The sequence below is a fragment of the Citrobacter sp. RHBSTW-00859 genome (assembly GCF_013729795.1).
Lineage (GTDB): Bacteria > Pseudomonadota > Gammaproteobacteria > Enterobacterales > Enterobacteriaceae > Citrobacter > Citrobacter braakii.
In genome coordinates this window covers 147,613-174,442 of sequence record NZ_CP056285.1, presented here as the reverse complement: position 1 = coordinate 174,442, position 26,830 = coordinate 147,613, and the positions used below count along the sequence as shown (strand labels likewise).

Genomic DNA, 26,830 nt, shown 5'->3' with positions numbered 1-26,830 from the left:
TTTACCCCTCGGCGCTGATACGTGATTTTTCACCACGAACCTTTTGTTGACGTTCGTAGATTGAAAGGTACTTTTTAGCGATAGTTCGGACATCGCTTAACTCGGACTCATTCCTCGGCATTAATATGACGGGGACTTTACCTTTTACTATTTTATTAGCCTGATTTATGGCCATGCATTCGAGGTTGGGTAACCAACCTAGCAGTTGAGATTGAAATAACTCGCCTTCTTCCTCCATCAATCGTTCCCCGACACTGCCGGTGATTTGTTCAGGATCTGCACCTGCGCTGGAGCCATGACCACGCATAATATATTTGAACTTTGTCGGTGGTACTCGTTTCATGACTGCTTCCTGGGCATCAGGATCTGGTGTGCGTAGCGCCGTAAAGTGGTTCGTATTGGTTATAACCTGCTTCATTTTGGCTTCTGAACCGAGACGGGCTTCGAAGTCGGAAGTCGATTGCGACGAAATAAATAAGCGGAACCCAGCACCACGGGTTTTATTCAACATTTTAATAACTTGGTCATTAATAACTTCAGCTGCTTCATCGATTAACACCATTACAGAAGCCAAGTCCTGACCACCAGGTTTTAAAAAATTGTACACAGTCGAGCTAACAGATGTTATATCAGACAGGAAAATAGAACCGACCGCAGATCCAGTCTCAGCATCTGCAAGGGAATTTAACCCCAAATACAACATTCCCCCGGTAGTGATGATATCCTGAATATTCGAAATTGGACGAGTATCATTCAGTTCATCTTCATCAGCACTGTCAGGGGATAACAACTCTGACATAAACCCTTGAGTTAGTTGACTAAGAATTGGCATCACGTTCAGAATCATTTTCTGGAAGTGTTCGCGCTGATGACCGAACATATCAATACCGGCTTCAATTGAAGTATCGCCTTTCCCTTTATTACCTTTAATGTCATTTCGGTAAATGTCTGCACATATTTCTGCTATTTCTTTTGGGCCTTTAATTTTAGACGAGTAACGGTCAATTTTCGCCTGTAAAATAATGTCGAAATCGGACTCTCCTAAAGTCTTGTGGCCGAATTTAGTGATGGCCATAATCAATAGAGATGCTAATGAAGAGATGTCAGCACTCAGTTGTGATTTAATATTGCGTAAAGTCGGTTTGATTTCACAGATTTTCATCAGCTCAACAACCGTAGTTAATGACATAATACCAAATGAAACAAACGGATTGCTCGTACTATCAGCACGTTGAATAACCGATGTAATTCTGTTAGCTACCTCGCCAGCCTGAGTGTAGTTAGTAATTGGAGATATTCGAGCTGATTTTTCAGGATGCGCCAATGAAACGTAATTATATTTCGTTGAGCGATCCACCAATTCCAGACAGAACTTCATCCATTCAGCCAGTTCTTCATCATTTTTGGGGTCAATGAGGATTAGTGGTTGTTTTTTTAGTGCGGCTTGAAGAATAAGTAGTTTAAAATATGTTGTTTTGCCTGAGCCGGTTGTGCCAGTTATAAGCGTATGCAACGATAAAAGTTCTTCAGAAATTCCGATCCATTCGTTTTTTTTACCTAAATAGATGCGCGGAATAGTAGATCACTGAAAGGGAACTCAGCCCGGATTGTGCGATCTGATCAATCGCCAAACCAACCAAAACCACCAACCGGACTGAGCGATGCCGATCATAGCACCAATACCCCGTGGCGAACGACGCCTGATGCAGAAAGCTATTCATAAAACGCGCGATAAAAATCATGCCCGCAGACTCACGGCCATGCTGATGCTTCATCGGGGTGAACGGGTCAGCGATGTTGCCAGAACTCTCTGTTGTGCTCGTTCATCCGTTGGTCGCTGGATTAACTGGTTTACGCACTCAGGTATTGAAGGCCTGAAATCCTTACCCGCAGGGCGCTCCCGACGCTGGCCTTTTGAACATATCTGCACCCTGTTACGTGAGCTGATAAAGCATTCTCCCGGCGATTTTGGTTATCAACGTTCACGCTGGAGCACCGAATTACTGGCATTAAAAATCAATGAGATAACCGGTTGCCAGTTACATGCAGGAACCGTTCGCCGCTGGTTGCCATCTGCGGGGCTTGTATGGCGCAGGGCCGCGCCAACTCTGCGTATCCGTGACCCACATAAAGATGAAAAGATGGCGGTAATCCACAAAGCGCTGGATGAATGCAGCGCAGAGCATCCGGTATTTTATGAAGATGAAGTGGATATCCACCTTAATCCTAAAATCGGTGCGGACTGGCAGTTGCGCGGACAGCAGAAACGGGTAGTGACGCCGGGGCAGAACGAAAAATACTATCTGGCCGGCGCACTGCACAGTGGCACGGGTAAAGTCAGCTACGTGGGCGGCAACAGCAAAAGTTCAGCGCTGTTTATCGCTCTGCTGAAGCACCTGAAAGCCACTTACCGGCGGGCGAAAACAATCACGCTGATCGTTGATAACTACATTATCCATAAAAGCCGCGAAACACAGCGCTGGTTGAAAGCAAATCCCAAGTTCAGGGTAATTTACCAGCCGGTTTACTCGCCGTGGGTGAATCATGTGGAACGGCTATGGCAGGCACTTCATGACACGATAACCCGTAATCATCAGTGCCGCTCAATGTGGCAGTTACTGAAAAAGGTCCGCCATTTTATGGAAACCGCCAGCCCATTCCCCGGAGGAAAACATGGTCAGGCAAAAGTGTAGCGGTATTAGGCGCAGCTATTTAGCGCATGAATCCAGCCGAGGCCCATAAAATTTTTGGATGGTTTGGCTACAAATTTCTTTATGTCACGCTTTATCAACTCAGATGCCAGTTGACCCTCATTCTGGCCCCACTCAAAGCCTCTGCAAATAAGATAGCTGTCAGGCTCACGAATCATCTGTTCGATAAATGATTTCATGTCCATTACGAGTGGTTTTGGTTTTCGCTTCAGGCGGCGTTTGTGCGTATAAATATCCCATGCTGCCGGGAGACTACGAATACCATAAGCAGCCTGGACTGCAACTGAGAGGTAACAGGGTAGAGATGGCATGTTAAACAGTGTATTAACCCCGATAGTTGCGGCTATACCTGCTGTCCAACCAAGAGTCTCAAGGCCTTCAAAATTTGTGCGCCAACGTAAGTTATATTTCCACTCACTCATCTTTATCCACCATTTGATTATGCATTCGTTCACTATTAGGAAGAATGTAGTCAACACCGGTCTTTGAATAGAAATCAAAGTGCATCAGCATAATCTTCTGCAATTGAGTAATATCAATGCCGAGTTCATCCGCAATACGTCGCTTTAAGGCAACGCTTACGGCAATGACAGGCTCTCCAGAATAGGTTCGCTTCAGCATACCTTTTGAAATCATTTCATTGCATAAATCTGTAATGTTGTAATCTTTATCAGAAACATCAGTTAAAGCAGAGTAAAGCAGATCGTTAAACTTCCCATCCATCAGCAAGTCGATATCATTATTAAGTTCTTTTCTGAGATATAAGCACTTCTGAGTACGATGGAAATAATACTGGGCTGGGGCTTCCATAAACCTTTGCCATAACCAGTTGGAGTCCTGAAGCAGAGCATAATTACGCTCATCAAAATCTTTATCAATAGCAATGATTAAGTGGCCTGATTCAATGAAAAGATCGTCTGAGTGGTCGGTAACATATTTAACGAGAAATTCTTTGGCCGCTTCAAGACCAGATACGTATAGCTGACTAAATTTATCGTAAAATTTTACGTTAGCCGGTATGTTGGCCGAAGTATCCGCATGAGCCGAGTAACCAAAATCGTTATCAGCTTTCACGTCATCCTGCCACATGGAATCATAATCTTCGTAAATTGAATAATCATCAATTACCTCACCAGACTGAATGCCGGTATCGACAGCATCCTGGTGCAGCTGAATTTCCTTTAATGCCTGACGGGTAGGTGAGGGCTGGGTCTGATCCAATGCATCGCTTGAAGTTGGTTCGTTGCTATTATACGAGTTGATGATTGAATGAAACTCAAGGGTTTCGTTCAGAGTTTTATGGTTTGGTTCTTTTATAAGTGAACTGGGTACAGAGAACTCAATCTCTGTTTGTGCCGATGCCAGGGTTTCTTTGAGGGAAAGACGGCGCTTGGGTTCATTATTCTCCGACACTGGCTTTGGTTGATTATCTTTGAGCCCTTTTGATTCCCCGCTGCCCGCCAGCTCAGTTGTTGGTGAATTAGTGTCATCCAGACAATCTTTTTGATTTTTGGTACTGGTATTTCTTTCCTTTACACGATTGTAGTCCTCATCAGAAAGCAGATTGAGCTTATGCAGCAGTTCGTGGGCGTTTTCCGGCGTAACCTGTCGGTTTCCAAAAATACTCTCCAGTGGAGATTCCTGTTCATCAGCAATGATTGTTCCGCCCTGTAAAACTGAGCGGTCGACCTCATTCGGTATTCCGGTTGACGGAACCGGCTTCTGACCAATGTAGGGTTCGCTTTCGACGAGTTTTGGCTGGTTTGGCCTCCCGGTCAGGTATTCCACCCATTTACCTTCAATACGGATGCGGCTGCTGCATGGTAGAGGGTCAACAGTATCGACAAATAGTACTTCTGGAGATATCAGAAGGATGCAGCTCAACGCAACTTTAGGGTCTTTGCTTTCTCTTGAACTTTTATCATTCAAGATATGAGGGGCAATACGCCAGTATGCAGTGTCATCGTCCTGGTGAACGTTTGGTCGACAGAGATGATAACTTAGCATCAGGTCAGCCAGACTATTCTGGGTTTGTGGAATAACAGCGCCGGAGTTCCTAACGGTCTCAATAATATCCTTGACCGCAACACCCCAGACGATGAATACGCCATAGGTAGTCACCCATACAGGGCTTCCTGGCTTGTTGGGAATCCAATCTCCTTTTTTCAATCTATGGCGCATGGCATCAACTACACGCTGAACCGCAGGTACACCTGACTGGCTTGCACGAATCGCATCACCGGCGTATTGCCGCATATCATAGTTAACGGATGCTGAGTCGGCGGCCTTAATGGTAGTGAGGATCTTGTTTTTGACGTCCTGACCACTGATTTTTTCTGCATTGAGCTGCGCACTGGCATTCAGTGCCCGGGTCAATTCATTGAAAATATCATTCCCGCCGTTAAGAAGGTAAACATGCATTTCTTTTGGCATGATCATCAACAACATATTGCTCGTGCTGGAGGTATGCTGGCGGTGACGGCCTGGTTTCCATACAAGATAGTATCTTTTTACATTGTTCTCTTTTGCCCAGACATGGATTGGTTCATGGCCTGGAGGCCAGTGAATTTTCCCGTCTTCGTTCCATACTTCAAAATCGGTAAATGGTTTCCCGAGGTCATGAAGTAGCCCACCAGCTGCGACTGCAAGTCGCCATGCTAATGCACGATTTGATTTATGTACGGGAACCGCCATTGAATCAAACTCGATGTTTTTAGAACGCCGGATACACTGGAAACACACTTCCAATGAATGACGCAACAATCCGGTTGCAGCACGGTGATGATGGTTTTCGGATGCCGGGAAGAGGTGAACAAAGTTAGCGAAATTTATCAGCATAGGAAGAATAAGCTGATTAAACTCAGAGTCCCTAATATCCAGTTCTCGTTTAATCGCCATCACAAGTGGTTTCTGGTAATGACGTAATACGTACTCACCCGGTACTTGAGCCGGGAATCCGATTTCGCTTGCCGGATAGCGCATATTATCTCGTGATGAAATGAGTTTCCCGATTTCTTCATCTACTGACATATCGATTTCGTCACCGAATAGATCAGTGGTAGCCTTTTTGTTATCAGGCAAAAAAGTATTCAGAATATTTTTAATGTGTCTCAGCATTAAAAGATTTCTCCGGTTAAGTACCTTGTAAGTTAACCGATTGAGAAAAAAATCGTGCTGGAAAATGACGACGTTTTGTCTTCATAAAACATAACGTCAAGGGTGAGAAATTAAGATAATGACGTTGCTATCCAATTGGAGACTAAGCAATGAAATTGGCGAATAAAATTGTTTTGCCCCTGCTGGTGGTTATTACCGGCGTAATCACCAGCGGTTGCAGTGGGACAGGTAAGCCACAACGTACTTACCTCGACGAAACGCGCAATCTCCCCGCCAGGGCCGAGTACCCCTACCAGTATCAGTACTCCGAATCCTGGCGTGGTACAGAACGCGGTGGCGCGGCTATACGTTACCCTGGGTATGAGCATACGCTCGTGAGTCCGTATGCCATCAATGATCCATCCGGGAAGCGATATGTGGCACATGACAATTACACCCAGGTCTTGCTCACTTCAGTGGCAAACACAAAGTATGCCAATGGGCCGCGTGGCACGTTCACACAGACCCCAGCATTTTGCGGGGAAAATACCTTTCTCCTTCCTAATAACACACAGAACGCCAGTAGGGCTGAATACCTCCGTATCAAAGATAAATACTGCTCAACACCTGGCTATCGGTTAAGTGCCCACGAATTAAATGTGCTTTCCAGTGGTGAACCGGAAGAGCTGCGGAAATATCGAATTCAGATGCAGATCGATAACCAACAACCTAAGTCCTAATCCATCAAAATGCGAGGGTACAATGGATAAGCAAAGAAATGAAAAGTGCAGTTCTGGAAATAAAACAATTTTTGCCTGGGCCGGGGGAATCGTTGTTGTAATCGGAATGGTTTGGTTGATGGTAATTAGTTTTATCTCGTACAAAACCCAGGTGATGACCAATCAACTGCTGGATAAAATTAGTACATCGCTGGCCAAGAACCCCGCAGTTCAACAGGGAGTGAACGGAAATATTCAGGACGAAGTAAAGGGTGCTCTTAAGTCTATCGCCGACCAAAAGCTCGCGGAAGAACGAAAGGCACTCTATAAAGGCTGGGACAAAGCAAATAAAAATACTGATGGCCGTTATATCTATGGCGAGCCTGGCGCTCGGTTTTCGTTGATCAACTATGAAGATCTGGAGTGTCCATTCTGCAAACGCTTCAAAGAAACGCCGAAGTATATCGTTGATACCGCGACAGCCGGGGCTGTTAACTGGGAATGGCGTCATTACCCTATGTCATTCCATGAGCCGGTCGCATCGAAGGGCGCAGCTGTTGCTGAGTGTATTGCGGAGCAGAAAGGGCCGAGTGCTTTCTGGGCCGTTACTGATTATTGGTTTAACCATACTGAAACAAACGGTAAAGGTTTTAAGGATGCGGACAGCATCCCAGCACTGTTTGAGGTAGACCAGGCGAAATTTGATACCTGTATGGGCAGTACTGAAGTGATTAAGCGCATTAAGCAGGATATGGAGGCCGGTTCAGCTGCCGGTGTTGATGGTACACCAACCACGATTGTGCGTGATAATGTCACCGGTAAAGAAGTCTCTGTTGTAGGCGCACAGCCCTTCTCAAAATTCGTTGAAGTGATCCAGTCTATGGTTGTCGATTCTCAGAGAGACACATCAGGCGAAGCCTCACCAGCTCAACAAGATAAATAGAAATAAAAAAGAGCCCTGAATTAACCAGGGCTTTTTTTGTCAGATTATCACTACTGAAACATTTCGCTCAATACGACTTCGGTATTCTTCTAATAGCTCCATTAACGAAGTATTGATGTTTACAGATTTCTTGGTTCTGGTAATAGTTACGTACAGCAGATTAAGTTCGTCAATAATTACTTCCCGTGGCTTCTTCATCACAACGGCTTCTATAATGGATGGGAAGTCGTCATTGATGATGACATGGTCAAATTCCTTTCCCTTCGAGGTATGGGCTGTGGTAACAATTAAATCAGCTTCCTTTTCTGTTCTGGCTTCATTCATCCTCATGGTCTCAACCATCCCGGGGATATCAGCATAGACTTCCATTAACTTAATCGCCCGCACCATGTCCACGTCCTTGGTGGTTTCTGCGATCTCTAAAAAATTTGCCCAGTTCCCGTATTCCGTAGTGATACGGTTATTTTTAATAGCAGCAATGTTACCTGTTTTTAGCGCATGTAAATCAAGGAGCTCGTCGAGACGGTATTTTGAAATACCTCCATTCCACATCACCCGTTTGCCCCACATAATCGACTCGTAGGCAGATTGTATGACTCCCATGTAGGTGCGGCTGATGATGGCGTAAAAGTTTTGATCCTGTATCGCCGATGGCTCAACGATAGCATCAAGACTACCCAGGCCTACCAAGGGGAACGTTTCACCCTTCATTGACAGCACAACGTTGGCCAGTGCTGCAACAAGAGGCCCAAACCGGAATGACTTAGTCAGGCGCATAACCTGAGCCCCGTGGTCTTCAACAATCTCAAGGGCGTTTTCCGCACCGCGCCAGCGGTTTATCACTTGGTGCTGGTCGCCGACAAAAACTTTGCAGCAGTTGTTTCTAAGAACGATATCGATCGTTACCGGATTTGCGTCCTGCGATTCGTCGAAGAGAATGACATTGTAGAACTGGTCTAGGGCTGGGTTCGATAACTGGAACAACTTGAGGATGGTATTCGGTGAGCAATAGGCATCGTTGAGTGGGTCAGATTGCATTTGCCATGTACGTTTTGCTGCTCGTAGCGCTTGATCCAACCTGCTTTGAGATATTTTATCGGTTTTACTTAAGTCTTTAAGTACGTGTTCAGTAGTAATTTCGTGTTCATCTGAATTCATGAAATGGGTAAGCCCATTTATTGCAAGCTTAACCACTCTCCAGTCATCTTCACCCATCATTGCGCGGTATTCGCTCACGGATATAAACTGTCTGTATTTATGAGCAAAGTGTTTGTACCGGGTCACGGCCAAACCATGAGATGTTTTACACTCGACGTTTTTTGGGAATTTCTTTTTTGCATCATCTTTAATAGCTTTATTAAAAACGATATAGAGAATTTTGAGTGAGGGGTTTGCATCCGCGAATTCTTTTAGTGTAAAGGTCTTACCAGACCCCGCGTATGCCTGTACTGAAACAATACTGCCAGGTGTAGGTTTGAAACCTATGATCACGTTCTGTTCATCAGTTACCGGCATCAGAATTACCTTTATGTTAGATATCGTTTCATAGTACCTTTTGACACGGCGCGAATGATTTAAAAATGGGGGCAAATTGTACCCATTTTTAAGAATACAAATTTATCTGTTCATGAGTAATACAATAAGATAGTACCATCAAACTATTACTGCGGCCCTCAACAGGAGGTAATCTATGTTTTATTTATCGTCCTTTGTCTGGATGTCAATCTGGAGTCTGATTTCGATTTACATCTATTACAAAGATAAAAAGGCCGCGACTGCTGGCGAGTACCGTGTGGATGAACTGACGCTGGATGCGCTCATTGTGCTGGGCGGGTGGCCAGGTTGTTTCATTGCTCAACGAATGTTTAAACACAAAACACGCAGTGCTTACCAACGTCGGTTCCGGGTTATCGTTGCGGTCTGGATAGTTCTTTACATCGGATTATGGAATTTTCTATGGGCGGGAAATAAAATATGAAGATGTAAAAAAACCGGCCAGAGCCGGTTTTTTTTACATCCATGATGGTTACATGAATGCCGGTAAAGTGGTTTGCACTGCGTGGGATGCGGCCATCATGCCATTGATAATGTCCGGTGAGTAGTACAGGGAGATCGCACCACCAACAGCAACCGCCAGTGACATCAGACTCTGACGTACAACAGCAGCTGCGAGACCAACCAGAACGATAAGACCGATCAGCACCTTACCCAGAGAACCCTGCATGTAATCAGAGATTTTGAGCCATACATCGTCAAAACCTGCCTGGGTTGAACCAGAAGCGTGAGCGGTAACAATGGCAAGAATCAGAATGCCGGTGATCACCAGCGGGGTTTTAAACTTCTCAAATTTGATAGCGTTCATTTAAACATCCTTAATAACGAGTTTTAATAATTTCGATCTTTGGATGTTCTCCAGCTATTTAACGAGTTTGAGCCGGGAACTTTATTAATATAAAATTTGTTTTGTTTGATTTCATTGTTAAAGCAGGGCGTTATACAATAGCAATGTGTGATATAAGGTGACATTTATCCGTGTCTATTAACATATATGAAAATCTGGATGAAAACTTCTTTTTGAGTATGAAAGCCAACTTTACTAGTGTCACATTTAAACGAGGTGGATATGTTGAAATCAGAGGTGTTGGTCAGTACGTTGACATCGTTGGGATTATTATTTTTTTCTACTTTTGCACAGGCTGATAATCCAACAGAAGTAATGCTACCGGCTGGTGGCGTTAGAGTCGTTGTCGGATTTTCACCTGAAGGGTCTGCACAGAAAGCAATACTGGATCTGATCAATTCAGCTCAGCAGGAAATCCGTATGGCGGCATACTCTTTTACGTCACCCGTAATTGCGAAAGCATTAATTAATGCTCACCGAAGGGGAGTAGATGTCAGGATCGTAGTTGACAAAGGGCAAAATAATAACCGATATGCAGTCTCGACTATGAATACAGTAGTTAACGCGGGCATTCCGTTACGGACGAATGATCAATTTCTTCTGCACCATGATAAGTATTTGTGTGTTGATAGGATATCTGTTGAAACCGGTAGTTATAATTACTCAAGTTCGGCTTTCAATAAAAATAGTGAAAATAGCCTTGTACTTTATAACGCACCAGATGTTACAGCGCTGTATCTGGCCCACTGGGAATCTCGTTGGACTGGTGGTGTGGATTACATACCTAATTATTGAATTTTAATCAGGGTTCGGGATGAACCCTGATTTTATCATTTAAGAAACGCTTCAAGTTCGTCCATATCCAGGTCGTTATAAAATGAACGCCAACCTTTACGGGCTAAATTCGGATGCAGCATTTTGATGTTGCTTAATGGCATAATGCTGCTTAGTCCCATTTTAATAAAGTATTCATATACCAGGCGGCTGTACCGGTCAAAATCGGTAAGCGGTCTCGACAGAAGGTATGCTGCCTCTGACATAGTCAATCCCTGTATATGCAACCTGTAACCCAGCAGACGGCTGCATGTATCGCGCATAACACCGCGTGTTAGCGGGAATAACTCATCACTTACAAGATGTTCAGGTAAGTGAGTTCTCGGGCACTGAACAGGATTTATACCCCTGATATAGCACTCATCATTCTCAAGGATACAAAACTGGGGTTCCGGGCCGGAAAAAGAGTTACCAAGAAAGCCGCAGGGATCGATCACGCCACCACCCTTAAGTGCTATCCATCCGTACTGAGTTTCAGTGACTTGGTATAACCCACGATCTCCTGGATTGATGCGTTCTTTGACCTTTTTTCGACGTGTTCCTATAGTAGCAGTTCCGGCAATTACTCCCTGATCTACCAGTGCTCGGCATACGATGTAGGATCTCGCCTCTGACCATTCAATCCAGGGTAAACCAATGTGGTAACTGGTCGAAACCAGCCTTAAGCCGTCGATGCATGAATCTGTCATGTAACTTCTCCCGAAAAAAAAGCGCACCAAAGATGCGCTCGTATTTTCAATTCAACAGTCAGGCTTTGGATTTTTTGGCCAACTTGTCCGTTTGCTTAGAAAGTTCCTTTTTTGTGAATTTGAGGGAATCGGTTCGTTTATCAGGATCGCCAACAGCCTGAAGAATCAACGAGTAGGAGTTTTCGCCATTGAGTACAAAGAGGTCGGTTGCCTGCGACCATGCCCCCTTGTTTTCAGAACGCTGTACCCGCAGGATATTTCCTGGGAGGAGTGAGACTGACCAACCTTTTTCATCAGAAAGGTATACGTTGACCTTACCTTTCGATGGTAACAAGAATACTTTTGATGAAAAGGTTGAATAAACGAATACCGTATTTTGTCCCTGCGAATTGTATTCAACAGTTTTAAAGTGCCCACTATAGTCCAGGTCAGCGCCAGTAAGCGCATTCTTCTCCTGAACAACAAACTGTTGGGCTGTATAGCCTTCTGATGCTGCTTTATAGTCTGACGTAGCAGTAGTTTTAGTGGGTTCCGTATAACCGAACTCAGCTGGGTCAATTTGATGGCCAGAGGTATCTTTAGTGATGTTTTCAACACCTGCAATATCACGTGTGGTAGGTGATGGCGGTGTTTGAACCGGGTTGGTCTGCGCCGCAGCGTGTTGATTTGGTTCTGCTGTAACTGGAGCTGAAGCCGGGGCTTCACTAGTGGCCCCAGATAGTGCTTTTTTAGCGATTTCCTGTGCAGGAGTTATCTCAACCGTTCCAGGTTGCTCTGCGTTTTGTGAAACCTCGCTACCGTCAGTAAACCCAGGTTCAGCCTTAATTGAGTCAACCAATGACTGCGTAGCAGGATCTGACTTAGATACAACTGGTGAATTTGCATCCGGGTTAGCTGGTGGCGTGGTTGTGGCCATTTTTAGCATCTGATCGCCAAGATTATCAGACGATGCAGGGGAAACACCGGCGCTATCTTGCTTTGTGACAGTAGGTTCACTTTTATCATCATCAGGGGGCGCTGATGCGGGTTCCTGTTCATTATTTGTGATAGGAAGTGTCAGTGTTGGCTGAGGCCCAGCCTCATCGGTATCAAGGTCATCGTCATCCACATCGATACCATGTTGTTTTGCAATATCCGGGTTAACGCTGATCCCACTCTTTGCAACTTCGACGATAGATAGGTTCGGTTCTTTGTCTGGTTTACCATTCATTAAAATAAATGCGCCTAATGTGCTTACCGCAAAGATACCGGCAACCAGGATACTCAAGGTTTTTTTAGAAAATCGCGCCTTAACACTGGGGGTTTCATCTCCAGCATTCTGCGCTGCGCGTTCGCGTAATTTCTCCTGGCCGTATTCAGCACTTGTGCCACGTTTTTCACTCGTCATTGAAAACCTCGTTGATCACTATTCGTTCTGGCCGAAGCCCCAACTCACGGTGTATATGAAAGTGAGCATGATATGGAAAGCCCCATAATCGCGTGAGATGGTTGCCCCGGAATTGATTAGGAAAATATGCTCTCGCGATAATAAACGGATTATATCTTGAGGGAGGTAGCTCTCGAAATTTTGCGGCCTGAAAACGACCGCAAAATGAGATGGTTTTCTTGAAAATAGATTTCTAGAGGTTACGGGTTCCTTTACAAATTGGGTAAGCCGAGCAACCATAGAAATAATTTCCATTCGACATTCTTCTAACCATTTTGCTATGGCAACGGGGACAGCTAGGTATGACATTAAGATCGTATATTTGATTCTCACCTGGACCAACATTTATTATCTCAGTGGCAGGCGGGGGGATTTCTTTATCCTTGATTATTTTCAGAAGTCTGGAACCATCGATAAGCGATAATGTTCCTTTAAGGAAGGTGCGAACAAGTCCCTGATATGAGATCATGTTTGTCATCTGGAGCCATGGAACAGGGTTCATCATGAGTCATCAACTTACCTTCGCCGACAGTGAATTCAGCAGTAAGCGCCGTCAGACCAGAAAAGAGATTTTCTTGTCCCGTATGGAGCAGATTCTGCCATGGCAAAACATGGTGGAAGTCATCGAGCCGTTTTACCCCAAGGCTGGTAATGGCCGGCGACCTTATCCGCTGGAAACCATGCTACGCATTCACTGCATGCAGCATTGGTACAACCTGAGCGATGGCGCGATGGAAGATGCTCTGTACGAAATCGCCTCCATGCGTCGGTTTGCCCGGTTATCCCTGGATAGCGCCTTGCCTGACCGCACCACCATCATGAATTTCCGCCACCTGCTGGAGCAGCATCAACTGGCCCGCCAATTGTTCAAGACCATCAATCGCTGGCTGGCCGAAGCAGGCGTCATGATGACTCAAGGCACCTTGGTCGATGCCACCATCATTGAGGCACCCAGCTCGACCAAGAACAAAGAGCAGCAACGCGATCCGGAGATGCATCAGACCAAGAAAGGCAATCAGTGGCACTTTGGCATGAAGGCCCACATTGGTGTCGATGCCAAGAGTGGCCTGACCCACAGCCTAGTCACCACCGCGGCCAACGAGCATGACCTCAATCAGCTGGGTAATCTGCTGCATGGAGAGGAGCAATTTGTCTCAGCCGATGCCGGCTACCAAGGGGCGCCACAGCGCGAGGAGCTGGCCGAGGTGGATGTGGACTGGCTGATCGCCGAGCGCCCCGGCAAGGTAAGAACCTTGAAACAGCATCCACGCAAGAACAAAACGGCCATCAACATCGAATACATGAAAGCCAGCATCCGGGCCAAGGTGGAGCACCCATTTCGCATCATCAAGCGACAGTTCGGCTTCGTGAAAGCCAGATACAAGGGGTTGCTGAAAAACGATAACCAACTGGCGATGTTATTCACGCTGGCCAACCTGTTTCGGGCGGACCAAATGATACGTCAGTGGGAGAGATCTCACTAAAAACTGGGGATAACGCCTTAAATGGCGAAGAAACGGTCTAAATAGGCTGATTCAAGGCATTTACGGGAGAAAAAATCGGCTCAAACATGAAGAAATGAAATGACTGAGTCAGCCGAGAAGAATTTCCCCGCTTATTCGCACCTTCCTTAACATTTGCGCTAAGAGCGAATTCCCATGCATCCTGAGTAAAGAACCCAGAGGTGATGATATAACCCCGCTCATATGCATTGGCTTGCACTACACCGTAAATTTCGCGGACTACCGAGACTCCTACTTTGCTGGTTTTCCATAATTTGCACTGTACCATTTCGCGGCGACCATCTTTTTGCAGCAGAATGTCGACTCCGCCGTCAGCTCCTGTATTAGTCAGAGTTGCTTTGTAGCCATTGAGTTCGAAATGCAGTCTTATAATCTTTTCGAATTGCTCCCATGTCATATTCGAGAGAATTTTCTGGGAATCATTTCCATCCTGAATGGAGGAGTAAATTCGACGTACTTCAGCAAGTTGTACATTTTTTAGCAATGTTGCGACAAACATCATCATCGAAAGGGTTAGAGATGCGCCTCGAAGGATTTCAGGGAGTATGTTACTCACGCCTACAGCAAAACGATTCATTACGAGTGCTAGGTCATCAGTACTGCTTGCAATAAACTGATAATACAAATCGCCTGGAACGTACACATAATTAGTAAGAGAAAGAATATATAGCAAGCAGGAAATCGGGAAGCCGATATACCACCGGAAAAAATAGGTTTGCTGGCTAGCACCACTGTTTCTCCATGACTGGATATTAAAAATAACGCCGAAGACTTCCTTTCCTGTACGGGTCATCGACATCTGGAGAGACAATTGTGTAATAAAGAGGCCCGCAATGACCAACGGGCCATCATGTAGAAAGAATAAAGCTAATGACGCTAGCAGGAAAAAGCACCACTGGAATTTGGCGCATCGGGACATTCCTTTTGCTGCCAATTTTCTAAAAACCATATGGTCACCATTCATTCAGAATTAATTCTAAGAAAGGTGCGCCTCAGTATCCCATTACAGTTATCAATGAATACATCGTAAAACATGACTGATAAACAAATCAGGGCAAATGTATAAACGATGATTTCTTCAACATATGGAAAATCAGGGTAAATCGCACCTAAATAAATTGCTGACAGTACAAGATACCCACCCCACAATTGGAACAACCGTGGTCTTACTAACAACCATGTGAGTAACGCCAGTACCACTAAGTTTGCAATGCCTATGGCGTTGATCGTCTTTATGGAAGTGAGCGGCACAAAGTACAGAACGCAATAAACGCTACATATCAGAATCACAATGGCGTAAATCACAACACGCTGGAGTAGAGAGTTCATGGTTTCCTCATACACTTTACAGGCCTGTATAACAGAATACCACCGTGTAGCGATTGACGAAGCATATCAGTGTATCTAGTTAATCATTCTCATCTCCCTCACAAGCAATTTGGCTCGGCATCCAATAAGGATGATTTGAAGTCTTGACGTAACTGAACACCATTCTGCATGGAACGCTCGTTAAGTTCGCAACTATCATACTTCTGTCACTGTTTTCAAGGAATTCAGCGCCAGAAAGTTCATTTTCATTCCAGAGACCAGCATTAGAAAGGGTTGCCATCGCATCTGGAAGCGCGTTTATTGCCTTGGTTGCGGGAATTGGTAATTTATCCCGACTTCCACAACCCAGGATAAGGAAGCATAAAAGAACAGTCGTGATAGATTTCATTCTCTCTTCCTCATTTTGGTGTTGTGGGTATTAAAGAGGTCGATGGCTTCAGTTCCCGTGATGGGTATCCAGTAAGGAGGGATGGCTGGAGCCTCATAAAATGGAATTCTCCCGCAGCCTGCTACGGGTAGAGAACAAACAAACAGGATTTCGTCGAACTGGTTTTCAAGTGCCCACAACTGGCTGTACCCAACTAATCCATTTAATTTTGCTTCATGGTGAATTTTCAGAATCGAAAATACAGCCTTCGCAAAACCAAATGGTGGGTTACCAAAGCGTATTGGATCGATACCCAGCGATGTCAGTGCAGACTTCGATATATCATTAAACCTATTGAATAGCGCAGAGCCATGTTCATGGTCTGTTCTTAGGGCAAAAGGAATAGTATTGTCGGGGCTAATTAAGCATTGCTCTTTGAATTGACGGAAACCAGACACACGTTGGATATGGCATTCGACTGATCGCAGAAACAAATCAGGCACACAAAAATCATGAGCAGTAAAACCTTCGAATCCTTCATCGTTACAGAGCTGGTTTGTTAACCTGAACCACAATTGGTAGGCAGATAGTACCTCCTCGTAAGTGCTTCTGACCTCCACATTATTGGTTTTGTAAAAGGTTTCGATCATCATGACTGATTACCTTTGATGCGGCTGCTGTCGTTGTTTAATGGAACGGTCACCTGAATCCCCACGCGCCAGAAAGCCTAAATTGACGATCCTGAAATTTACTCGCCCTACGAGACTATCATGGGGAATGAGACCTCTGAGGTTCCTAGGTGTGCCAGGGGGATTGTCCCAGTAACGGGAATCAAGCGAATGGTCTCGGTTATCACCGGCCATAAAGTAGTATCCTTCGGGAATGATCCATTTCTTACCCGTTTTCACGTAGCCGATACGGTTATCTGTCTGGAAGATATAACTTTGACCGGCAGTGTCGGTATCTGCCTGGTATTGAGTAGTAAAACCATCTTTTTTAATCTGGTTTCCGTTTTGTTTACCGTTTATCGAGAAGATTTTCTCTTCGTTGTATGTGACGGTATCGCCAGGAATACCTAATACGCGTTTGACATAGTAAACGCCGGGAACAGAAGGGGCGTTAAAAACGAGTACGTCCCCACGCCTAATAGCGCGATGATCGAATAAACCACCTACACGCTGAGCGATAACCAAGTCTCCAGGTTTTATAGTTGGGTACATGGATTCTGTCGGGATCAGGAATACACCGCCGAGAAACTGAAAGGACACAATAACCGCAAGCGACAATGAGGAGGAAACTATCAACCAATGTTTTGGACGACGAGACCTTATCAGCTGATAAGAGAGGTAAAGTGCAGAGATGATAAAAACAATAATTAACGGTTTCATGGAGTTATATACCACGCTTAATATTTTTTGCGTAATTAGAGAGCGATTTACCCAAAAACAGGTATACGAGACAGGTGAAAAGGTAAACAAAATGGATGCTGGTGGTTTTTTGGGCTAAAGTGAAAAATTGGTTCGCCTGCCCACCAGCTAATGTGTAATTGAGTTGAACTGTTGGTTTTTCAGCATCGACATAAAAACTTCTAGTTTTCATGAAGGTTAACGGCTTGAAAAATACTTTATAACCAACTCGTGCATAAATTGTGCATGTTGTAATGGTTATTACCAACGGCACATAGAATGGAATAATTGTATTGAGCCAGCACAATAATGACCACACCAGCACTGAATCCAGTAGAAACCTGGCAATAGAGTTGGCCTGCGTTCTGCCCGCTACCACCATAATGGGTATAAATTTAACCATGAAATCCACCATAGTTATACTTGTTTACACCATCTTATAGACAGACAAATTTTCTCCGACTTTTTTTGAACGCAAAACGACCCCGAAAAACGGACATTATATGGTCAGGAATTTCGATAGTTTAAGAGAACATGGTAAATTTTTTCTATCGAAATTTGTGGAGAATTGAAATGAGCAGTGATGCCACTAAGATGGTTGAAGCCTTTGTTAAAGACCCATTAAGTTACGATAGATTTGGGCCAGAGCTTATTTCAAATCAAAAATGTGTCCTCAACATCAATGGGCATGAAATGTCAATTGATGAAGCAGTTAAGATGAGTGATATTGAAAAGTCGCTCTTAGATGAAATTTACCATCTCATAGACGCAATGACAAAAGCGGAAGTCAATTTCTCAAAGGGAAAAAAGAATCTTTTTCGTCGGATGTTCGATCATTTAACAGGTTCCGAAATCTTACGGAAAGCCCAGCTAGATATTTATAACAAAGTAGTTATGAAACTATGCGAACGGATACCTGATCATTTCAAAATGCTAACCGCTCATGCTGAAATCACGAAGGGTTTGGAGGCAATCTATGCGCAAGATATTCATCAGCTAGAGGTTTTCATAGATGTTGTTGAGTCATATCTGAAAAATAAGAACGAGTGTGACTATAGTGTCACAAGCAATGAATATATGGCAATTAACAGGCTACGGATAAGAGTTAATAACTTTCAGGGAGTTCTTGTTGGTTTAAAACTAAGTCAGGTTCAAGCACAAATGAGCTATGAAACAGCTGTCGATGTAAAAGATAGCCTTCGAGATATTAAAGATAATTTATTACCTATGTGGGAAGGGCAGGCTAAGAACATCAACGCCAGTGGTGTTTGTAGTGGTATTGATGAAGTGGCTCATGAAAAATTCAAGAAGCTGGTCAATAAATTAAATAAGAACATAAGGTGAGATAACATGAAGATCATAAATAGTATTGATATATTAGATGTCAAAGTGGCTAAGGAATTTGATAAATATGCTGTTGATGTAAGTATGGAATCATCAATAAAAGATGCAGTCAGATCTTTCCAGATTGGTGATATTGATGCCGCGCATAACTTTGGACGATTGGAGGACACTACTGATATTAATTATCTTGATAACCTCCTTCTCAGCGTCAGCTCATCATCTCAGGGCAAGAAGGGAGAGACTCTGAATGAGATTGTTGCACTGGCTCGTGAAGTCAGTAATGCAGTCGAACCAAGTTATCTTCAAAAGAAACTGTCACGGATACCGTATGTTGGGCCTTTCATAATGAAAGCCATCGGTCTTCATTTTAGTGCAATGTCAAGATTTGATTTAGTTAAAGGACAAATCGATATTTTAACCTCGGATATCGAAAGCATATCGGAGGGGTTGTTTGAAATGAATAAAAATATTGATGGAATGTATGACCAAGCTTTAACTAGTGTAAAAAATACAGGGGTTAACATTGTAGCTGCCTATTACATTCTGGAGAAGTTACAAACAGTTCAGGCTTCTATTCGTAAGGAACTAAAAAATCAGCCTGATAATACCATGCTGAGCATGGAAGCAATGAATATTGAACATCAAATCGCCCTCATAACAAAACGTCGAAATGACATGATCACGGAACAACAAAAGGCATTTGAAGACCTAAAGATGATGAAAATGATGAAGTTCAATAACCTCTCGATGGTAGACCAGTTTGAAACTATTATTAAAGTAACGATACCATCTTCTAAACGCAGCCATCTTATTATTGACCAGGCCGAAAGGAGTGATAAAAGCTCATTACTGATTCAGGCAATTGGTGATTCTGTAAATCAACAAGCCAGACGTCAAGCTTTGTTAGTAAAAGAGAGCAGTATTCGTGTAGCCAAAACAGCTAATCGTACTGTATATGATGTTGAGACAATTGATTACATATCAAACCAGATCAATGAGGCCGGTCGAGAAATTAAAAAAATCCACGACCGAGCCAAGACGCAACATACCCAGCTTGAAGCTCGCGCAGCGCAATGGAAGGAGAAGCGTTTTATGGTAGCAAAAGAACTGTCTTCCAAATAATAGTTAAATTTAGAGGATGTGCTATGGCTAGAATCAGACAAAGTAATCCATATGATGATGTTGAGAATGCTATTAGACGGAAGCGTGATAGAGCTATATATTTTACCTTAGCTATATCTCTAATCTTCGCTATTATATTTCTAATATTATGGTTTTGTATTCCATCAGACATGCCAGTAGATGAGCAAGTCAAACAGGTTTCTGACGATATATTCAACATTCTACGCTCCAATGAGTTAGTTCCTGAAAATGCTTTTGATACGATAGGATCATTTATTTCCATATATGGAAGAGTTGGTGTGGGTGTATGTATATTGATTGTAATACTAGGGGCAATTATTAATGGGAATGGTTTACAACTTGAGATAATGACAAGTTGCATAGTATTGTTTGTAGGGTTTAATTTATTTATTGCTGCATTTGGTGATGAGCCTCATAATTATAAATACAATACCGACAAAATAAGTACTGCTATGAAAACTGGAGACTTGGACTCTTTGTATGAAATCTATGGAGACAGAGGGAGTTTACTAAGAAAGTCAGTTGAAAAAGCACTTGCAGATCCTAAACCAGCTACTGCAAAAAAACTGGGAGATATCGATGGCCTGTTACTCAGAGGTGTAATAATTACTGCTGAAAAAGTATCTGATAGCAATTATAAAAATCATCTTGGAAACTTGGTTTTGTTAATGCCTGAATATAAAGAGGATAGTGTCAAAGACAAAAACACACTGTTTGATTCACAACTTTATAAAGCTATTGATTACCATATTTATGACATTGGTTACAAGTCTGGTGCGCTTGCTTCAAATCCTCTTTCTGCTTGGAAGTCGGGAAATGATCTTAAATCCAATTATATTAAATATATTATAAAAAGTACTGCTCTAATATTTTTTATACTTGCCGTAATTTTTGTGGTGATTATACTGCTGACGGTTAGAAATGGCCGTAGGCTTACTTATTTGATAGAGTCTAATATTAAATATCTGTCGAAATAAAATAAAACGCCCCTGCGGAGTATATAGTAAAAACTGACCTGCTCCCCGTTGATTAGTACACCCCGATGTTAGTAATGTCTTCATAAGCCACATGAGGACATCCCCATGAAGAAGCGTTTTTCCGACGAACAGATCATCAGTATTCTCCGCGAAGCCGAAGCCGAAGCTGGGGTACCCGCCCGTGAACTCTGCCGCAAGCATGCCATTTCCGATGCCACGTTTTACACCTGGCGTAAGAAGTATGGCGGTATGGAGGTGCCTGAAGTTAAGCGCCTGAAGTCGCTTGAGGAAGAGAACGCCAGACTCAAGAAGCTGCTTGCCGAAGCCATGCTGGATAAAGAGGCGCTTCAGGTGGCTCTTGGGCGAAAGTACTGACGACAGACCAGAAGCGGGAAGCCGTGATGTTGATGTGTGATGCGACCGGTCTGTCGCAACGTCGTGCCTGCAGGCTTACAGGTTTATCCCTGTCGACCTGCCGCTATGAGGCTCACCGTCCGGCTGCTGATGCGCATTTATCAGGGCGCATCACTGAGCTGGCACTGGAGCGCAGGCGTTTTGGCTACCGTCGTATTTGGCAGTTGCTGCGCCGTGAAGGGCTTCATGTTAATCATAAGCGCGTGTACCGGCTTTATCACCTCAGTGGCCTGGGCGTAAAACGCAGAAGACGTCGTAAAGGGCTGGCAACAGAACGTCTGCCGCTGCTCCGTCCGGCGGCGCCCAATCTGACCTGGTCGATGGATTTCGTCATGGACGCACTTTCCACCGGTCGCAGGATCAAGTGTCTTACCTGCGTCGATGATTTCACAAAGGAATGCCTGACGGTCACTGTTGCCTTTGGGATTTCAGGCGTTCAGGTCACGCGTATTCTGGACAGCATTGCACTGTTTCGAGGCTATCCGGCGACGATAAGAACTGACCAGGGGCCGGAGTTCACTTGCCGTGCACTGGATCAATGGGCCTTTGAGCATGGTGTTGAGTTGCGCTTAATCCAGCCGGGCAAGCCAACGCAGAACGGATTTATTGAGAGCTTTAACGGACGATTTCGCGATGAATGTTTGAATGAGCACTGGTTCAGCGATATCGTTCATGCCAGGAAAATTATTAATGACTGGCGGCAGGATTATAACGAATGCCGCCCGCACTCCACGCTGAATTATCAGACACCGTCTGAATTTGCAGCGGGCTGGAGAAAGGGTCATTCTGAGAATGAAGATTCCGACGTTACTAACTGAGTGTTGTATCTAATCGTGGGGGCAGGTCACTTGGTCGGTGCCATGACGCGACTATTTTCAGGTGATTGCTGATACAACTCACAACAGGCTTGAGCAATGTCGCTCTTTGCCGTTTCGTGGAAGTGAATAGCCCCCGTACTTAGTTTTTCAGGCACGATACCTTGATTAATGAGCTTGGAGTATTCAGGAAGGCACTGTTGCAAAGTTAGCGATGAGGCAGCCTTTTGTCTTATTCAAAGGCCTTACATTTCAAAAACTCTGCTTACCAGGCGCATTTCGCCCAGGGGATCACCATAATAAAATGCTGAGGCCTGGCCTTTGCGTAGTGCACGCATCACCTCAATACCTTTGATGGTGGCGTAAGCCGTCTTCATGGATTTAAATCCCAGCGTGGCGCCGATTATCCGTTTCAGTTTGCCATGATCGCATTCAATCACGTTGTTCCGGTACTTAATCTGTCGGTGTTCAACGTCAGACGGGCACCGGCCTTCGCGTTTGAGCAGAGCAAGCGCGCGACCATAGGCGGGCGCTTTATCCGTGTTGATGAATCGCGGGATCTGCCACTTCTTCACGTTGTTGAGGATTTTACCCAGAAACCGGTATGCAGCTTTGCTGTTACGACGGGAGGAGAGATAAAAATCGACAGTGCGGCCCCGGCTGTCGACGGCCCGGTACAGATACGCCCAGCGGCCATTGACCTTCACGTAGGTTTCATCCATGTGCCACGGGCAAAGATCGGAAGGGTTACGCCAGTACCAGCGCAGCCGTTTTTCCATTTCAGGCGCATAACGCTGAACCCAGCGGTAAATCGTGGAGTGATCGACATTCACTCCGCGTTCAGCCAGCATCTCCTGCAGCTCACGGTAACTGATGCCGTATTTGCAGTACCAGCGTACGGCCCACAGAATGATGTCACGCTGAAAATGCCGGCCTTTGAATGGGTTCATGTGCAGCTCCATCAGCAAAAGGGGATGATAAGTTTATCACCACCGACTATTTGCAACAGTGCCGGAAAACATAACCGGCTGGGGATTGCACTTCAGCTGACTACGGCGCGCTTTCTGGGAACGTTTCTTCCTGATCCCCTTCAAATTCCCTCATTCATCCGTTTTTACATTGCGGCACAGTTGAACATCAGCCGACCAGAGATCCTTTCCCGGTATGCTGAAAGAGAAAATACCCGCTGGGAGCATCAGGGGCTTATCAAGCTCTATTATGATTATCATGATTTTGGTGATTTCCCCTGGACATTCAGACTGAAGCGTTTGCTCTATACTCGCGCCTGGCTCAGCAATGAGCGTCCAGGTCTGCTGTTTGATTTTGCTACCGCATGGTTGCTGCAAAATAAGATCCTGCTACCCGCAGCCTCGACTCTGACAAGGCTGATTGGCGAAGTACGCGAACGGGCAAGTCGACGATTATGGCGAAGGCTGGCTTTGTTGCCTGACAGCTGGCAGAAAACACAACTGGACGGTTTACTTGAAATACCTGAAGGGCAGCGTATATCGGTGCTGGAGGAGATGCGAAAAGGTCCTGTCACTATCAGTGGGCCGTCATTTACAGACGCCCTGGAGCGATATACCCGACTGCGTAGCATGGAGTTTTCCCGGTTGAATTTCTCCGGTCTGCCTGCCATCCAGCTGCGGAATTTGGCCCGTTATGCCGGAATGGCTTCGGTGAAATACATTTCAAGAATGCCTGACGAACGGCGACTGGCCGTGCTTACTGCGTTTGTGAAAGCACAGGAAATTTCGGCGCTTGACGAGGCCGTGGATGTGCTGGATATGCTTATTCTGGATATCACGCGTTCTGCAAAAAATATCGGGCAGAAAAAGCGGCTCAGGACCCTGAAAGATCTTGATCGTGCCCCGCTATTACTGGCACGGGCATGCACGTTATTACTTGATGAGAACACCGATGAAGCAGCTCTGCGGCAGGCTATTTTTCGCCGCATACCAAAGGACAAACTGGCTGAATCCGTCGGCAAGGTAAATGAGCTGGCGCGCCCGCAAGATACTCAGTTTCAGGATGAAATGGTGGAACAATATGGACGGGTGAAGCGTTTCCTGTCCGCGATGTTGCGTGACTTACACTTTCAGGCCGCCCCGGCCGGGGAGCTCACGTTGTCAGCAATCCATTATCTGGCCGAACTGAGTGGCTCAAAAAGGCACTGTTGCAAAGTTAGCGATGAGGCAGCCTTTTGTCTTATTCAAAGGCCTTACATTTCAAAAACTCTGCTTACCAGGCGCATTTCGCCCAGGGGATCACCATAATAAAATGCTGAGGCCTGGCCTTTGCGTAGTGCACGCATCACCTCAATACCTTTGATGGTGGCGTAAGCCGTCTTCATGGATTTAAATCCCAGCGTGGCGCCGATTATCCGTTTCAGTTTGCCATGATCGCATTCAATCACGTTGTTCCGGTACTTAATCTGTCGGTGTTCAACGTCAGACGGGCACCGGCCTTCGCGTTTGAGCAGAGCAAGCGCGCGACCATAGGCGGGCGCTTTATCCGTGTTGATGAATCGCGGGATCTGCCACTTCTTCACGTTGTTGAGGATTTTACCCAGAAACCGGTATGCAGCTTTGCTGTTACGACGGGAGGAGAGATAAAAATCGACAGTGCGGCCCCGGCTGTCGACGGCCCGGTACAGATACGCCCAGCGGCCATTGACCTTCACGTAGGTTTCATCCATGTGCCACGGGCAAAGATCGGAAGGGTTACGCCAGTACCAGCGCAGCCGTTTTTCCATTTCAGGCGCATAACGCTGAACCCAGCGGTAAATCGTGGAGTGATCGACATTCACTCCGCGTTCAGCCAGCATCTCCTGCAGCTCACGGTAACTGATGCCGTATTTGCAGTACCAGCGTACGGCCCACAGAATGATGTCACGCTGAAAATGCCGGCCTTTGAATGGGTTCATGTGCAGCTCCATCAGCAAAAGGGGATGATAAGTTTATCACCACCGACTATTTGCAACAGTGCCTAATAAAATGCTGAGGCCTGGCCTTTGCGTAGTGCACGCATCACCTCAATACCTTTGATGGTGGCGTAAGCCGTCTTCATGGATTTAAATCCCAGCGTGGCGCCGATTATCCGTTTCAGTTTGCCATGATCGCATTCAATCACGTTGTTCCGGTACTTAATCTGTCGGTGTTCAACGTCAGACGGGCACCGGCCTTCGCGTTTGAGCAGAGCAAGCGCGCGACCATAGGCGGGCGCTTTATCCGTGTTGATGAATCGCGGGATCTGCCACTTCTTCACGTTGTTGAGGATTTTACCCAGAAACCGGTATGCAGCTTTGCTGTTACGACGGGAGGAGAGATAAAAATCGACAGTGCGGCCCCGGCTGTCGACGGCCCGGTACAGATACGCCCAGCGGCCATTGACCTTCACGTAGGTTTCATCCATGTGCCACGGGCAAAGATCGGAAGGGTTACGCCAGTACCAGCGCAGCCGTTTTTCCATTTCAGGCGCATAACGCTGAACCCAGCGGTAAATCGTGGAGTGATCGACATTCACTCCGCGTTCAGCCAGCATCTCCTGCATCTCCTGCAGCTCACGGTAACTGATGCCGTATTTGCAGTACCAGCGTACGGCCCACAGAATGATGTCACGCTGAAAATGCCGGCCTTTGAATGGGTTCATGTGCAGCTCCATCAGCAAAAGGGGATGATAAGTTTATCACCACCGACTATTTGCAACAGTGCCGGATTGAGCGGCGTGGCATGGTCAGTCTTCCCGCAGGTACTGGTACAAGGTTTCGCGGCTGATGCCGAAGTCACGGGCCACCAAGGTTTTCTGGTCGCCTGCCGCAACTCGCCGTTTCAACTCGGCAATTTGTTCGCTGTTCAGCGATTTCTTTCGTCCCCGGTAGGCCCCGCGCTGCTTAGCCAGCACGATTCCCTCGCGCTGACGTTCGCGGATCAGAGCGCGCTCGAACTCAGCAAAGGCTCCCATGACCGACAGCATCAGATTGGCCATCGGTGAGTCCTCGCCGGTGAACGTTAGCCCTTCTTTGACGAACTCCATGCGCACGCCCCGTTGTGTCAGCCCTTGGACGATGCGGCGCAGGTCATCAAGGTTGCGTGCCAACCTGTCCATGCTATGCACCACCACGGTGTCGCCCTCGCGGACGAAGGCCAGCAGCCTTTCAAGTTCGGGACGTTGTGTGTCCTTGCCTGAAGCCTTATCGGTGAATACCTTGCCGACTTCTATTTGTTCCAGTTGTCGATCAGGATTCTGGTCGAAGCTGCTGACGCGAACGTAGCCGATACGTTGACCTTGCAAGATGCCTCCAAAGGTAAAAATGTCAGGATGAAATCTATTACCCTTGGCTGAATGTGTCAATAAATATAAATTAATACCCTACTCTGACGTTGTTTGTGCTCAACATCTGACATCAGGTTAGGGTATGCCTCAATCTGACGGCTGCGAACCGCCAGGGACAGGTGCAATGTCAGATTCTGTCGCGGCCTTGGCGCGTGCCTGGAAGCGTTCATAGCAATCCAGCCCGCAGAAATGTTCGACGTATTCCGCGCCTTCCGGGGTGAAGGCGGCATCGAGCGGAATTTCTTTGCAGCATACGCAGCAGGTGGTGCAACTGGCAGTGTTCGGGGCGTTTGCGTTCATGGTGGTACTCCTCCAGATTGGTAGCGAAGCTCAAAGCTGCCCACTCTCGGCTGGCTGG

General features: G+C 45.7%; 27 protein-coding genes and 2 pseudogenes. 11 read left to right on the top strand and 18 right to left on the bottom strand.

All coding sequences use genetic code 11. The annotated features are described in order from the left end of the window. Position 1 precedes the first annotated feature (1 nt). A complete protein-coding gene (gene traD / locus HV302_RS26900) occupies positions 2–1,513 on the bottom strand; it encodes a conjugative transfer system coupling protein TraD (protein ID WP_326928784.1) in 1,512 nt (503 codons plus the stop codon). Between the two features lie 148 nt (positions 1,514–1,661). Here traD and HV302_RS26895 point away from each other — a divergent pair, with 148 nt between their 5' ends. After that, positions 1,662–2,693 carry an IS630-like element ISEc33 family transposase gene (locus HV302_RS26895; protein ID WP_032425611.1) on the top strand — a complete coding sequence of 344 codons (1,032 nt, stop codon included), beginning with the start codon at positions 1,662–1,664 and terminating at the stop codon, positions 2,691–2,693. Positions 2,694–2,698: 5 nt separating this feature from the next. On the opposite strand, the gene HV302_RS26890 is transcribed toward HV302_RS26895, so the two are convergent. Next, entirely contained in the window at positions 2,699–3,133 is a 435-nt protein-coding gene (locus HV302_RS26890) for a hypothetical protein (protein WP_326928783.1), read from the bottom strand. Further along, positions 3,126–5,828, bottom strand: a complete 2,703-nt coding sequence (gene mobH / locus HV302_RS26885) for a MobH family relaxase (RefSeq protein ID WP_007372219.1) — start codon at positions 5,826–5,828, stop codon at positions 3,126–3,128. The genes HV302_RS26890 and mobH overlap by 8 nt, the downstream gene beginning before the upstream one ends. 149 nt (positions 5,829–5,977) lie before the next feature. Between mobH and HV302_RS26880 the strand changes: the two genes are divergently transcribed. Next, on the top strand, positions 5,978–6,547 hold the full coding sequence (locus tag HV302_RS26880) for a hypothetical protein (protein WP_016241589.1): 570 nt from the start codon (positions 5,978–5,980) through the stop codon (positions 6,545–6,547). A gap of 22 nt (positions 6,548–6,569) precedes the next feature. Further along, positions 6,570–7,469 carry a DsbA family protein gene (locus HV302_RS26875; protein ID WP_016241590.1) on the top strand — a complete coding sequence of 300 codons (900 nt, stop codon included), beginning with the start codon at positions 6,570–6,572 and terminating at the stop codon, positions 7,467–7,469. A gap of 39 nt (positions 7,470–7,508) precedes the next feature. On the opposite strand, the gene HV302_RS26870 is transcribed toward HV302_RS26875, so the two are convergent. Continuing rightward, a complete protein-coding gene (locus tag HV302_RS26870; protein ID WP_007372217.1) occupies positions 7,509–8,984 on the bottom strand; it encodes a UvrD-helicase domain-containing protein in 1,476 nt (491 codons plus the stop codon). Between the two features lie 175 nt (positions 8,985–9,159). Here HV302_RS26870 and HV302_RS26865 point away from each other — a divergent pair, with 175 nt between their 5' ends. Continuing rightward, entirely contained in the window at positions 9,160–9,447 is a 288-nt protein-coding gene (locus tag HV302_RS26865; protein ID WP_007372216.1) for a DUF1294 domain-containing protein, read from the top strand. 48 nt (positions 9,448–9,495) lie between these two features. Here HV302_RS26865 and traA read toward each other — a convergent pair whose 3' ends face one another. Beyond that, positions 9,496–9,831, bottom strand: coding sequence for a TraA family conjugative transfer protein (gene traA / locus HV302_RS26860; RefSeq protein ID WP_007372215.1), 336 nt, complete (start codon positions 9,829–9,831; stop codon positions 9,496–9,498). A gap of 261 nt (positions 9,832–10,092) precedes the next feature. On the opposite strand from traA, the gene HV302_RS26855 reads away from it, so the two are divergent. Then, complete coding sequence (locus HV302_RS26855) at positions 10,093–10,665, top strand: phospholipase D family nuclease (protein WP_016241591.1); 573 nt, start codon at positions 10,093–10,095, stop codon at positions 10,663–10,665. A 35-nt stretch (positions 10,666–10,700) separates the two neighbouring features. On the opposite strand, the gene HV302_RS28500 is transcribed toward HV302_RS26855, so the two are convergent. The 3 genes from HV302_RS28500 to HV302_RS28495 all read right to left on the bottom strand — a co-directional run bounded on the left by HV302_RS28500 (position 10,701) and on the right by HV302_RS28495 (position 13,081). Next, on the bottom strand, positions 10,701–11,393 hold the full coding sequence (locus tag HV302_RS28500; protein WP_016241592.1) for a hypothetical protein: 693 nt from the start codon (positions 11,391–11,393) through the stop codon (positions 10,701–10,703). A gap of 58 nt (positions 11,394–11,451) precedes the next feature. Continuing rightward, a complete protein-coding gene (locus HV302_RS26845) occupies positions 11,452–12,780 on the bottom strand; it encodes a hypothetical protein (RefSeq protein ID WP_007372213.1) in 1,329 nt (442 codons plus the stop codon). Between the two features lie 232 nt (positions 12,781–13,012). Continuing rightward, positions 13,013–13,081, bottom strand: a complete 69-nt coding sequence (locus HV302_RS28495) for a hypothetical protein (RefSeq protein WP_240935396.1) — start codon at positions 13,079–13,081, stop codon at positions 13,013–13,015. A gap of 241 nt (positions 13,082–13,322) precedes the next feature. Here HV302_RS28495 and HV302_RS26835 point away from each other — a divergent pair, with 241 nt between their 5' ends. After that, the gene (locus HV302_RS26835) at positions 13,323–14,303 is read left to right on the top strand and encodes an IS5-like element IS5 family transposase (protein WP_042934497.1); all 981 of its coding nucleotides are present in this window, start codon (positions 13,323–13,325) and stop codon (positions 14,301–14,303) included. Positions 14,304–14,340: 37 nt separating this feature from the next. On the opposite strand, the gene HV302_RS26830 is transcribed toward HV302_RS26835, so the two are convergent. The 5 genes from HV302_RS26830 to HV302_RS26810 form a co-directional block, all read right to left on the bottom strand. After that, entirely contained in the window at positions 14,341–15,291 is a 951-nt protein-coding gene (locus tag HV302_RS26830) for a restriction endonuclease (RefSeq protein ID WP_326928805.1), read from the bottom strand. Between the two features lie 459 nt (positions 15,292–15,750). Further along, positions 15,751–16,059 (bottom strand): hypothetical protein, encoded by a 309-nt coding sequence (locus tag HV302_RS26825; RefSeq protein WP_016241595.1) that lies wholly within the window; start codon positions 16,057–16,059, stop codon positions 15,751–15,753. Continuing rightward, a complete protein-coding gene (locus HV302_RS26820) occupies positions 16,056–16,691 on the bottom strand; it encodes a hypothetical protein (protein WP_016241596.1) in 636 nt (211 codons plus the stop codon). The genes HV302_RS26825 and HV302_RS26820 overlap by 4 nt, the downstream gene beginning before the upstream one ends. Before the next feature lie 6 nt (positions 16,692–16,697). Next, positions 16,698–17,426, bottom strand: a complete 729-nt coding sequence (gene lepB / locus HV302_RS26815; RefSeq protein ID WP_007372211.1) for a signal peptidase I — start codon at positions 17,424–17,426, stop codon at positions 16,698–16,700. A 4-nt stretch (positions 17,427–17,430) separates the two neighbouring features. After that, the gene (locus HV302_RS26810; protein ID WP_016241597.1) at positions 17,431–17,847 is read right to left on the bottom strand and encodes a hypothetical protein; all 417 of its coding nucleotides are present in this window, start codon (positions 17,845–17,847) and stop codon (positions 17,431–17,433) included. Between the two features lie 170 nt (positions 17,848–18,017). Between HV302_RS26810 and HV302_RS26805 the strand changes: the two genes are divergently transcribed. From HV302_RS26805 to HV302_RS26790, 4 genes are all read left to right on the top strand, one after another. Beyond that, entirely contained in the window at positions 18,018–18,788 is a 771-nt protein-coding gene (locus tag HV302_RS26805) for a hypothetical protein (RefSeq protein WP_016241598.1), read from the top strand. A 6-nt stretch (positions 18,789–18,794) separates the two neighbouring features. Next, entirely contained in the window at positions 18,795–19,910 is a 1,116-nt protein-coding gene (locus HV302_RS26800) for a toxic anion resistance protein (protein ID WP_016241599.1), read from the top strand. A 23-nt stretch (positions 19,911–19,933) separates the two neighbouring features. Beyond that, positions 19,934–20,908 (top strand): hypothetical protein, encoded by a 975-nt coding sequence (locus HV302_RS26795; RefSeq protein ID WP_016241600.1) that lies wholly within the window; start codon positions 19,934–19,936, stop codon positions 20,906–20,908. A 105-nt stretch (positions 20,909–21,013) separates the two neighbouring features. After that, positions 21,014–22,140, top strand: a protein-coding gene (locus HV302_RS26790; RefSeq protein WP_115168518.1) for an IS3-like element ISSen4 family transposase whose coding sequence is annotated in 2 segments (ribosomal slippage) — positions 21,014–21,278 and positions 21,278–22,140 — 1,128 coding nt in all. Because the reading frame shifts where the segments join, the coding sequence is not laid out codon by codon here. Between the two features lie 242 nt (positions 22,141–22,382). On the opposite strand, the gene HV302_RS26785 is transcribed toward HV302_RS26790, so the two are convergent. Then, on the bottom strand, positions 22,383–23,087 hold the full coding sequence (locus HV302_RS26785) for an IS6-like element IS26 family transposase (RefSeq protein WP_001067855.1): 705 nt from the start codon (positions 23,085–23,087) through the stop codon (positions 22,383–22,385). A 63-nt stretch (positions 23,088–23,150) separates the two neighbouring features. Between HV302_RS26785 and HV302_RS26780 the strand changes: the two are divergent. Next, positions 23,151–24,362 (top strand): annotated as a pseudogene (locus tag HV302_RS26780) (DUF4158 domain-containing protein); the annotation flags it as partial. Here HV302_RS26780 and HV302_RS26775 read toward each other — a convergent pair. The 4 genes and pseudogenes from HV302_RS26775 to HV302_RS26760 all read right to left on the bottom strand — a co-directional run. Continuing rightward, positions 24,359–25,063, bottom strand: coding sequence for an IS6-like element IS26 family transposase (locus tag HV302_RS26775; protein ID WP_001067855.1), 705 nt, complete (start codon positions 25,061–25,063; stop codon positions 24,359–24,361). The pseudogene HV302_RS26780 and the gene HV302_RS26775 sit on opposite strands and share 4 nt — an antisense overlap. A gap of 62 nt (positions 25,064–25,125) precedes the next feature. Continuing rightward, a complete protein-coding gene (locus tag HV302_RS26770) occupies positions 25,126–25,788 on the bottom strand; it encodes an IS6 family transposase (RefSeq protein ID WP_181627502.1) in 663 nt (220 codons plus the stop codon). 84 nt (positions 25,789–25,872) lie between these two features. Beyond that, positions 25,873–26,430, bottom strand: a complete 558-nt coding sequence (locus HV302_RS26765) for a recombinase family protein (RefSeq protein ID WP_001162010.1) — start codon at positions 26,428–26,430, stop codon at positions 25,873–25,875. 129 nt (positions 26,431–26,559) lie between these two features. Further along, positions 26,560–26,787: pseudogene (locus HV302_RS26760) on the bottom strand (DUF3330 domain-containing protein); the annotation flags it as partial. Positions 26,788–26,830: the final 43 nt, after the last annotated feature.